Raw genomic sequence first — 9,846 nt, forward strand, 5'->3', positions numbered from 1 at the left:
CAGCTCGCGACGGGCATGCAGGACGTGCTGGTGAACGGCGGCTTCGCGCTGCGCGACGGCAAGCCGACCAGCGCGCCGACGGGGCGCTTCGTGCATGGCCGCGCGTGGACCGGCGCGAAGGACGGCGGCTGCCGTCAGAGCGCGTCGGACTGGAAGTGGATTAGCTGAAGGGCGAGCAGATTCTTGCGTCCGGTATTGGGTGGATTTCGGATCGGCCGATTTGAAGCGCTGACCTTCAATAAGGGTCGTTAAAATTTGAATCCAGCCAAGCTTGAGCTAGGCATTGGCCATCCAGCTTCAATGAAAAATGGTGCGGAAACAGGATTGCCAGTTACGTCTATCGCCGGATCAAATTTCATGTTCATAATGCGACGGCAGGCTTCGACATTTAGGGTCTCGCTTTTGGCGCGGTGAATTACTTCGCAGCTAACAGTAACACCGCGCCCATCGATAATGCCCCGGGAAACAGCCACGTCCTCTGGATCAGCGTTCTTTTCGAGGGGTATTTGTTCAAAACGCTCTTTAACAATGTGACCATTAGGCTCGGGGAAAGACTTAATGCGCCTCATCTCTTCGGGCGGGAGGCCAGATGCCTCTATCAAAGCCTGTTCACATCGACGCAGTGCAATAATAGCCTCAGTCAGTTGGGGAACCGGTATCTGCAACCCAACATTTCCCGACGGCATCACGAACAAATATCCACTCTTCGCCGCCCGATCAAAATCGTCGGGGCGCAGAAATGTCCGATAGACACGATGGAGGCCATCGCTTTCATTAAATATTTCGGTACTCTCAATGCGTCGTGTCTTTTCGTTTCCATCAAGCCCGATTTTTGCAGATACAACTATATGGGCACCCCTCGGATGCTCGAATATTATGGTGGTTCGGAAGCCGTACTGACGGGGAAATTGGTCGATCCGCAGGGTCGATGTGCTTGTACCATCTGAAAATGCGTGAGTCAGAAAGCATTGGCCGTCGTTGCCAGTGAGCGTCCATTTTCCGGTTGATATGAATGCTAGAGGTGCCGATGCTCCGCCGTCGGTGGACAAACTAAGCGTCAGTATAACCGAAGCGATACAATACTTCATGGATCGGCATGCCCGCTTGAGCGCCGCTCTCTCTGAAATCTGTTCGCCTGGGACGGCGGCAAATACAACCTCATCGTTTGCGCCGGTAACGATCATCCTCACATCCTAAAGTTCTCTGCAAGTGTCCGCAATCGGGAACCGCACATCTTCTACCCAACGCCGATTATGGGTCGAAAGCGGCCGTCGCTGATTTATGCTCCAGCGGGTGGAAGCACGGGCGATCAAGCTTTAGGGCTCGTCAAATGAACCCCCGTTTTCAGTTCACCATCCACGCCACCGACGGCAAGGCGCGCACCGGCGAGATCGCGATGCGGCGCGGCACGATCCGCACGCCCGCCTTCATGCCGGTCGGTACCGCCGGCACGGTCAAGGCGATGCGGCCGGCCGAGGTGCGCGCGACCGGCGCGGACATCATCCTGGGCAATACCTATCACCTGATGCTCCGCCCGGGGGCGGAGCGCGTGGCGAAATTAGGCGGGCTGCATGCTTTTTCGGGCTGGGAAAGACCGATCCTGACCGACAGCGGCGGCTATCAGGTGATGAGCCTGTCCGCGCTGACCAAGCGCACCGAGGAGGGCGTGTCGTTCAAGAGCCATCTCGACGGATCGGCGCATATGCTGAGCCCCGAGCGGTCGATCGAGATCCAGCGGCTGCTGGGATCGGACATCGTGATGGCGTTCGACGAACTGGTGCCGACGACGTCGACGCGCGAGGTGCAGACGGCGGCGATGGAGCGATCGATGCGCTGGGCGAAGCGCAGCCGCGCGGCGTTCGATGCGGGCGGGCCGCATGCTGAAGCCGCCGCGATCTTCGGCATCCAGCAGGGGGCGCTCGATGAGGGCCTGCGCAAGGCGTCGGCGGATGCTCTGCTCGGGATCGGTTTCGACGGTTATGCGGTCGGCGGGCTCGCGGTGGGCGAGGGGCAGGCGGCAATGTTCGCCTGTCTCGATTATGCGCCGGGCCAATTGGATGAGGCCAGGCCGCGTTACCTGATGGGGGTCGGCAAGCCCGACGACATCGTCGGCGCGGTCGAGCGCGGGATCGACATGTTCGATTGCGTGCTTCCGACGCGGTCGGGGCGCAACGGCCAGGCCTTCACCTGGGACGGGCCGGTCAATATCCGCAACGCGAAGTGGGCGGAGGATCTGGCGCCGCTCGATCCGGACTCGCCGATCGCGGGGTGGAGCATGGCCTATCTCCACCACCTCACCAAAGCGGGCGAGATGCTGGGGGCGATGCTGCTGACCGAACATAATCTGTGGTTCTATCAGCAGGTGATGGCGGGATTGCGCGCGGCGATTGCGGAGGGGCGACTGAGCGCGTGGGCGAATGATTTTCGGGCGCGGTATTCGGCCAAACCATACCCGTCATGCTGAACTCGTTTCAGCATCCACCGGGAGGCAGGCGCCTCGCCGCCGAGTGGACCCCGGAACAAGTCCGGGGTGACGGGTGGATTTTCGTTCGCGCTAGGCTGGTTCAAAAAGCGGCGCTTAGCTGCAAGATTTGGCAACAGTGCATTGGCATTGTTTCGTCTCCCGCGACTCTCCGGGCGGGACTATCCCGCTTTCATCGGCTGATGGAGAGCCGAGCGCACGGAGGCGATCATGGCCTATCTCGATTTCACCGCCGATTATCCCTTTGCGGTTGCCGGAGTAGCGCCGGTCGCGCGGAGGCTCGAGTCGCAGGAACGTCTGGTCGTGTTGCTGTCGCGCACGGATCCACTGTGGAGCCTGCGTCCGCGTCACACCCATTCGCGCCTGCTCCGCCTGCTGTTCGGCATCGAGGCGCCGCACCACCTGGCCGATGTCCGGCTGGAGGCGCTGCGCCGCTATGCGGTGACCTATCGGCTGCGCGATGCGAGCGTGGCCGAGGCCGAGACGGGCGCGCTGGAAGCGGGTTTCGCCGCGAGCCAGCTGACCCAGGTGCGGCACATGGTCGATGGTGCGCGCGGTACCCGGCCGCAACGGAGCGTCGGCGGCCTGATCCGTCAGGGCCTGCTCGCGATCGCCGCTTTCCTGATCGTCTACGGGGCGGCCGAATGGCTCAGCCCGCGCTTCGACAGCACGCTGATCGCGTTCGTGTTCGTCGCGGTCGCGATGCTGGGCTTCGCGTCGTTCGCGGGCCAGGAGCCGGCGCGGCGGTAGTTCCCGAGCTATAAGCCCTCTCCCGCGAGCGGGAGAGGGTTGGGTGAGGGTCTTCTTCTACTGTCAGCACAAACGGTAGAAGAAGACCCTCACCCTTCCCACCGCTTCGCGGTGGGGCCCTTCCTCTCCCGCAAAGGCGGGAGAGGGCTTTAACCTTAGCGCCCCTTGATCGGGGTGTAATCGCGCTCGGTCGGGCCGGTGTAGAGCTGGCGCGGGCGGCCGATCTTCTGCTCGGGATCCGAGATCATCTCGTTCCACTGCGCGACCCAGCCGACGGTGCGGGCGAGCGAGAACAGCACGGTGAACATCGTCGTCGGGAAGCCGATCGCCGACAGGATCACGCCCGAATAGAAATCCACGTTCGGGTAGAGCTTCTTCTCGATGAAATAATCGTCCTTGAGCGCGATCTGCTCGAGCTCGCGCGCGACGTCGAAGATCGGATCCTTGACGCCGAGCTTTTCGAGTACGTCGGCGGCGGTCTTCTGCATGACCTTCGCGCGCGGATCGAAATTCTTGTAGACGCGGTGGCCGAAGCCCATCAGCCGGAACGGATCGTCCTTGTTCTTGGCCCGCGCGATATATTCGGGGATGCGGTCGACGGTCGCGATCTCACGCAGCATGTTGAGCGCGGCCTCGTTGGCGCCGCCATGCGCCGGGCCCCACAGGCAGGCGATGCCGGCGGCGATGCACGCGAACGGATTGGCGCCCGACGAACCGGCGAGACGCACGGTCGAGGTCGAGGCATTCTGTTCGTGGTCGGCGTGGAGGATGAAGATCTTGTCCATCGCGTCGACGATCACCGGATCGGGATGATATTCCTCGGCGGGCACGCTGAACGTCATGCGCAGGAAATTGGCGGTGTAGGACAGATCGTTGCGCGGGTAGACGAACGGCTGCCCGACCGAATATTTGTACGCCATCGCCGCGATCGTCGGCATCTTCGCGATCAGCCGGTGCATCGCGATCATGCGCTGGCGGGGATCGGTGATGTTGGTCGAATCGGGGTAGAAAGCCGACAAGGCGCCGACCACGCCGACCATCACCGCCATCGGGTGCGCATCGCGGCGGAAGCCCGAGAAGAAGCTGGCGAGCTGCTCATGCACCATCGTGTGGCGCGTGATCGTGTGGATGAACGTGTCGAGCTCGTCCGCGTCCGGCAATTCGCCGTGGATCATCAGATAGGCGACTTCGAGGAAGCTCGACTGTTCGGCGAGCTGGTCGATCGGATAGCCGCGGTGGAGCAGCACGCCGGCATCGCCGTCGATATAGGTCAGGCCGCTCTCGCAGCTCGCGGTCGAGGTGAAACCGGGATCGTAGGTGAAGGCGCCGGTCTGGCCGTAGAGCTTGCGGATGTCGATGACGTCCGGACCCGTACTGCCCTTGAGCACCGGATAATTATAATCCTTGCCACCGATGCTGATCGTGCTGTCGGCCATTCCACCTAACTCCATCAATTCCCCGCCGCCGGATCGACCTGATCCGAAAGCCGCGCCAGACTCTCCTCGCGACCGAGCAAAGCCAGAACGTCAAAGATACCCGGAGAAGTCGTCCGGCCGGTCAAAGCGGCGCGCAACGGCTGCGCGACCTTGCCGAGGCCGATCTGGGCTTCCTCCGCCACTTCACGGATCGCGGCCTCGAGCGCGGGAACGCTCCAGTCCGCGACGGCCGAAAGCGCATCCCGGGCGCGCGCCAGAAGCTGGCGAGCGCCGTCCTCTAGCAGCTTCCCGGCGGCCTCGTCCACGTCCAACGGGCGGGTGCGAAACAGGAAGCTCGCGCCGTCGGCTATCTCATTGATAGATTTGGCACGTACCTTCAAAAACGGCATGGCGCGGCGCAACAAATCGGCCCCTTCCGGACCTATGTCGTCACCATATTTGGCGGCCACCAATCCGGCCAGCCGGGCATCGTCCGCCTCGCGCAGATAATGGCCGTTGAGATTCTCCAATTTCTTGATGTCGAACCGCGCGGGCGCGCGGCCGACCGCGTCGAGATCGAACCACTCGACCGCCTGATCGCGCGTGATGATCTCCTGATCGCCATGGCCCCAGCCCAAGCGGAGCAGATAATTGTTCACCGCTTCCGGCAGCATGCCCATCTCGTCGCGATAGGCATCGACGCCGAGCGCGCCGTGGCGCTTGGAAAGCTTGGCGCCGTCCGCCCCATGGATCAGCGGGATATGGGCATAGACCGGCTCGGGCCAGCCCATCGCGCGGATGATTCCCATCTGGCGAAAAGCGTTGTTGAGATGATCGTCGCCGCGGATGACGTGGGTGACACCCATGTCGTGATCGTCGACCACGACCGCGAGCATATAGGTCGGCGTGCCGTCCGAGCGGAGCAGGACCATGTCGTCGAGCTCGGCATTCTGGACGGTGACCGCGCCCTGGACGCGATCGACGATGGTGGTTTCGCCTTCCTGCTCGGCGCGCAGGCGGACGACGAACGGCTTGCCCTCCTGCTCCGCGCCGGGCGCGCAATCGCGCCAGCGGCCGTCATAGCGCATTGGCGATTTGGCGGCGCGCTGCGCGGCGCGCATCGCTTCCAGCTCCTCGGCGGTGGCGTAGCAACGATAGGCATGGCCGCTGTCGAGCATCGCCTGCGCGACCTCGGCATGCCGCTTCGCGCGCTCGAACTGGTAGACGACGTCGCCATCCCAATCCAAACCGAGCCAGGTCATGCCGTCGAGGATCGCCTCGATCGCGGGCTGAGTCGAACGCGCGCGATCGGTATCTTCGATGCGCAGCAGGAACTTGCCGCCCATATGCTTGGCATACAGCCAGTTGAAGAGCGCGGTGCGGGCGCCGCCGATATGGAGGAAGCCGGTGGGGGAGGGCGCGAACCGCGTCACGACCTCGCCGCTCACGGCGGTGCTTGCGCCCAAAGCGCCTGTCTCCCAAGATTTGGCCATGGCCGGTGAAATGGTGAGCGCCCCTAGCATAGCGCTCCGGACCCCACAAACGGGCCGGGGACGCATCTGGACGCATTCGCGGCACCTGATGGCGCGGATCGAGGGCTGGCTGGAGGCCGAGCGCGACCAATTGGCGCTGTGGGTGCCGATCGCGCTGGGCGTGGGAATAGCCGCCTGGTTCGGATTGCCGGAGCCGCACTGGTGGGTGTTATTTCTGACCGTCGCGCTGGGTGTCGGCGGGCTGACGCTGGCGCTGGGCATCAAGGGCCGCGCCGTCCGCGCCCTGGCGATTTTCTTGCTGTTCGCCGGATTGGGTTGCGGGCTGGCGTGGCTGCGCAGCGAGCGTGTCGCCGCGCCCAAGCTCGGCCGGCCGGTGATCGCGGCGGTGGCCGGGCGGATCGTCGAGGTCGATCCGCTGCCCGCGCGCGGCAAGATCAGGCTGGTGGTGGCGCTCGATCCCGGACCGGGCCTGCCGCCCAAGGCGCGGATCAACCTCGACCAGCAGGGCGCACCATCGGGGCTGCTGCCGGGCGCGCGCATCGCGACGCGGGTACGGCTGGAGCCGCCACCCGGGCCGCCTTTGCCGGGCGCCTATGATTTCGCGAAAGTCGCCTGGTTCCAGGGCATAGGCGCGACCGGCAAGGCGATGGGGGTAGTGACGGTCACCCCGCCACCGCCCGGGAGCGGGGGTTTCATGCGCTGGCTCGCGGGCCGGCAACTGGCCCTGACCCATCATATCCAGCAGCGGCTGGCCGGGAGCGAAGGCGGCGTCGCCGCGGCGTTCGTCACCGGCGATGTCGGCGCGATCAGCGACGACGACAACAACGCCTTCCGCCGCTCGGGCCTCGCGCATCTGCTGTCGATCAGCGGGCTGCACGTGACGGCGGTGGTGGCGGCGACGATGTTCCTCGTGCTGCGGCTGCTGGCCTTGTCGCGCTGGCTGGCGTTGCGCGCGAACCTGCTGCTGATCGCGGCGGCGGCGGGCGCGCTGGCGGGGATCGCCTATACCTTGCTGTCAGGCGCGCAGGTGCCGACGGTGCGGTCGTGCGTGGCGGCTTTGCTCGTGCTGGGCGGAATCGCGCTCGGACGCGAGGCGATGACGTTGCGGATGGTCGCCGCCGGCGCGCTGATCGTATTGCTGTTCCGGCCCGAGGCTTTGGTCGGCCCAAGCTTCCAGCTCAGTTTCGCGGCGGTGACTGCGATCATCGCCTTCCATGAGCATCCGAAGCTGCGCGCGCTTTTGCTCAAGCGGGACGAGGGGGTGGGTCGGAAGCTGTTGCGCGAATTGGCCGGGCTGCTCGCGACCGGCATATTGGTCGAGGCCGCGCTGGCGCCGATCGCGATCTATCATTTCCACCGCGCGGGCTTTTATGGCGCGCTCGCCAATATCGTCGCGATCCCGCTCACCACCTTCGTCATCATGCCGCTCGAGGCACTGGCTTTGCTGTTCGACATTGCCGGCGTGGGCGCGCCCTTCTGGTGGCTGGCGGGGAAGGGGCTGACTTTCCTGTTGTGGATGGCGCGGACCGTGTCAGCCCTGCCGGGTGCGGTCGCCTCGCTGCCGTCGATGCCGCTCGGCGCCTTCCTGCTGATGGTCGGGGGCGGATTGTGGGTTGCCTTGTGGCGGACGCGGATGCGGCGGCTGGGGATTGTCCCGTTCGTGATCGGCGCGGTCTGGGCGCTGCTGACGCCGCCGCCCGACCTGCTCATCACCGGCGACGGCAAGCATCTCGCGGTGCGCACGCCCGACGGTGCGCTTCATCTGCTGCGACCGCGCGCCAAGGATTATGTGCGCCAGCAATTCGCCGAAGGATCGGGCGTGCTGGCGACCGCGCTCGACCTCGACGACCTGCCGGGTGCGCGCTGCACGCGCGACGTGTGTGTGGCCGCGCTCAACCGGGGCGGGCGCAACTGGCATATCTTGGCGACGCGCAGCCCGTACCGGCTCGATTTGGTGCAATTCCAGAAGGCGTGCGCGTGGGCCGATATCGCGGTCAGCGATCGGTGGTTGCCGCGCACCTGCACGCCGCGCTGGCTCAAGCTCGATACGAAGGAACTCGCACAGACCGGCGGCATAGCGATCGATCTGTCACATGCCGATGTTCGCACCGTGAATGGTGACGATCATCATCCCTGGATAAAAACTGGTGCTCCTCTGGGCGCCGCGTATTCTGGCAAAAGCAACAAAGGACCGGCAACGGCTGGCGCGGGAGGAAACAAACAGTGAAAGCGAAACTTCTGATCGGCCTGTTGGCGATCGCCGGTGGCGCAACGGCCGCCAATGCCCAGAGCTGGAAGAATTGCATCCCGAACTCGATCGGTCCGGGTGGGTGCAACTCGATCGCACCGGGTGGTGGACGCTCGACCGCGCCGGGCGGCGGTCAGTCTATCGCACCCGGTGGCGGACGTTCCATCGCGCCCGACGGCGGTCTGTCGTCGACCCGAGACTGGAATCGCGGACTGGATCCCAATACGCTTAAACCGGCGCCGGGTGCGCCCAATCTGCTGGGGGGCCGCAGGAACGATAGCGGTTCGGGTAGCGCAGCGGATCCGCAGTGATTTCCAGGCGTCAGGCGGTCGTCGTCTCTGCGCCCAGATAAGCATGGATCTGGGCGATGACGGCGGCGCCTTCGCCGACCGCGGCGGCGACGCGTTTGGTCGATCCGCAGCGGACGTCGCCGGCTGCGAACACACCCTTGCGACTGGTTTCGAGCGGGGCGCCGCCATGGTTGCCGGTGACGACGAAGCCCTTGTCATCCAAGTCGACGCAGCCGTCGAGCCAGTCGGTATTGGGATCCGCGCCGATGAACAGGAACAGGTGGTTGAGCGCGCAATGATGCTCCTTGCCGGTGGTTTTGCAGCGGAAGGTCGCGCCCTGCAGTCCGCTGGCGCGATCGCCGTCCAAGGCGATCACTTCCTTGCCGATGTGCAGTTCGACATTGGGCAAGGCCTTGATCCGGTCGATCAGATATTTGGACATCGTGTCCTCGAGCGGGCGGCGTACGATCATGTTGAGCTTCTCGACCTGCGGGGCGAGGAACACGCAGGCCTGGCCCGCCGAATTGCCGCCGCCGACCAAGGCGATCTCCTCGCCCGCGCATAATTTGGCTTCGATCGGCGAGGCCCAATAGGAAATGCCCGCGCCTTCCAATTCCTCGAGCTTGTCGACCTCGGGCCGCCGGTAGCGCGCACCCGACGCGATCACGACCGTCTTCGCCTTGACGGTCATTCCATTGTTGAGGTCGAGGCGGAAGCCGTCCTTGCTGGCGTCGTCGTCGCAATGGAGATGCTCGGCCGAAAGCGGGATGGCGAGTTCGGCGCCGAACTTGGTTGCCTGGGTGTAGGCGCGCCCGGCCAGCGCCTGGCCGGAAATGCCGGTCGGGAAGCCGAGATAATTCTCGATCCGCGCCGACGCACCCGCCTGACCGCCGAAGGCACGCGTGTCGAGCACGAGCACCGACAGGCCCTCGGACGCGCCATAGACGGCGGTGGCGAGGCCGGCCGGGCCCGCGCCGGTGACGACGACATCGTAGACCTTGGCGGGATCGAGCTCGGGCGTCATGCCGAGGCAGATCGCGGCGTCGCTGTCGGTGGGCTGTTTGAGCACGGTGCCGTTGGGGCAGATCATCAGCGGCAGATCGTCCAGCTGCACCGCGAGCCGATCGATCAGTTCGTGGCCCTCGTCGGTGTCGATATCGATCACCGA

At 64.7% G+C, this 9,846-nt stretch carries 8 protein-coding genes; 4 read left to right on the forward strand and 4 right to left on the reverse strand.

Going from position 1 to position 9,846, the window contains the following annotated elements; all coding sequences use genetic code 11:
• Window positions 1-248 precede the first annotated feature (248 nt).
• On the reverse strand, window positions 249-1,184 hold the full coding sequence (locus VK533_RS15545) for a hypothetical protein (protein WP_324379354.1): 936 nt from the start codon (window positions 1,182-1,184) through the stop codon (window positions 249-251).
• Window positions 1,185-1,330: 146 nt separating this feature from the next.
• Between VK533_RS15545 and tgt the strand changes: the two genes are divergently transcribed.
• On the forward strand, window positions 1,331-2,464 hold the full coding sequence (tgt, locus tag VK533_RS15550; RefSeq protein WP_324379357.1) for a tRNA guanosine(34) transglycosylase Tgt: 1,134 nt from the start codon (window positions 1,331-1,333) through the stop codon (window positions 2,462-2,464).
• A 228-nt stretch (window positions 2,465-2,692) separates the two neighbouring features.
• Window positions 2,693-3,232: a hypothetical protein gene (locus tag VK533_RS15555; protein ID WP_324379358.1), complete on the forward strand. Its 540-nt coding sequence runs from the start codon at window positions 2,693-2,695 to the stop codon at window positions 3,230-3,232.
• Window positions 3,233-3,387: 155 nt separating this feature from the next.
• On the opposite strand, the gene VK533_RS15560 is transcribed toward VK533_RS15555, so the two are convergent.
• Together VK533_RS15560 and gltX are read right to left on the reverse strand one after the other, a co-directional pair.
• On the reverse strand, window positions 3,388-4,668 hold the full coding sequence (locus VK533_RS15560) for a citrate synthase (RefSeq protein WP_324379360.1): 1,281 nt from the start codon (window positions 4,666-4,668) through the stop codon (window positions 3,388-3,390).
• Between the two features lie 14 nt (window positions 4,669-4,682).
• The gene (gene gltX / locus VK533_RS15565) at window positions 4,683-6,140 is read right to left on the reverse strand and encodes a glutamate--tRNA ligase (protein ID WP_324379362.1); all 1,458 of its coding nucleotides are present in this window, start codon (window positions 6,138-6,140) and stop codon (window positions 4,683-4,685) included.
• An 88-nt stretch (window positions 6,141-6,228) separates the two neighbouring features.
• Between gltX and VK533_RS15570 the strand changes: the two genes are divergently transcribed.
• On the forward strand, window positions 6,229-8,367 hold the full coding sequence (locus VK533_RS15570; protein WP_324379364.1) for a ComEC/Rec2 family competence protein: 2,139 nt from the start codon (window positions 6,229-6,231) through the stop codon (window positions 8,365-8,367).
• Window positions 8,364-8,699, forward strand: a complete 336-nt coding sequence (locus VK533_RS15575; RefSeq protein ID WP_324379366.1) for a hypothetical protein — start codon at window positions 8,364-8,366, stop codon at window positions 8,697-8,699. The genes VK533_RS15570 and VK533_RS15575 overlap by 4 nt, the downstream gene beginning before the upstream one ends.
• 10 nt (window positions 8,700-8,709) lie before the next feature.
• Here VK533_RS15575 and VK533_RS15580 read toward each other — a convergent pair.
• The coding region (locus tag VK533_RS15580) for an NAD(P)/FAD-dependent oxidoreductase (RefSeq protein ID WP_324379368.1) at window positions 8,710-9,846 on the reverse strand (1,137 nt) is incomplete at its 5' end.

Source organism: Sphingomonas sp. (assembly GCF_035317925.1).
Taxonomy (GTDB): domain Bacteria; phylum Pseudomonadota; class Alphaproteobacteria; order Sphingomonadales; family Sphingomonadaceae; genus Sphingomonas_I.

Excerpts from the sequence above, each read along its gene's own strand:
- VK533_RS15545 (WP_324379354.1), bottom strand. The coding sequence starts at position 1,184 with ATGATCGTTACCGGCGCAAACGATGAGGTTGTATTTGCCGCCGTCCCA.
- tgt (WP_324379357.1), top strand. The coding sequence starts at position 1,331 with ATGAACCCCCGTTTTCAGTTCACCATCCACGCCACCGACGGCAAGGCG.
- VK533_RS15555 (WP_324379358.1), top strand. The coding sequence starts at position 2,693 with ATGGCCTATCTCGATTTCACCGCCGATTATCCCTTTGCGGTTGCCGGA.
- VK533_RS15560 (WP_324379360.1), bottom strand. The coding sequence starts at position 4,668 with ATGGCCGACAGCACGATCAGCATCGGTGGCAAGGATTATAATTATCCG.
- gltX (WP_324379362.1), bottom strand. The coding sequence starts at position 6,140 with ATGGCCAAATCTTGGGAGACAGGCGCTTTGGGCGCAAGCACCGCCGTG.
- VK533_RS15570 (WP_324379364.1), top strand. The coding sequence starts at position 6,229 with ATGGCGCGGATCGAGGGCTGGCTGGAGGCCGAGCGCGACCAATTGGCG.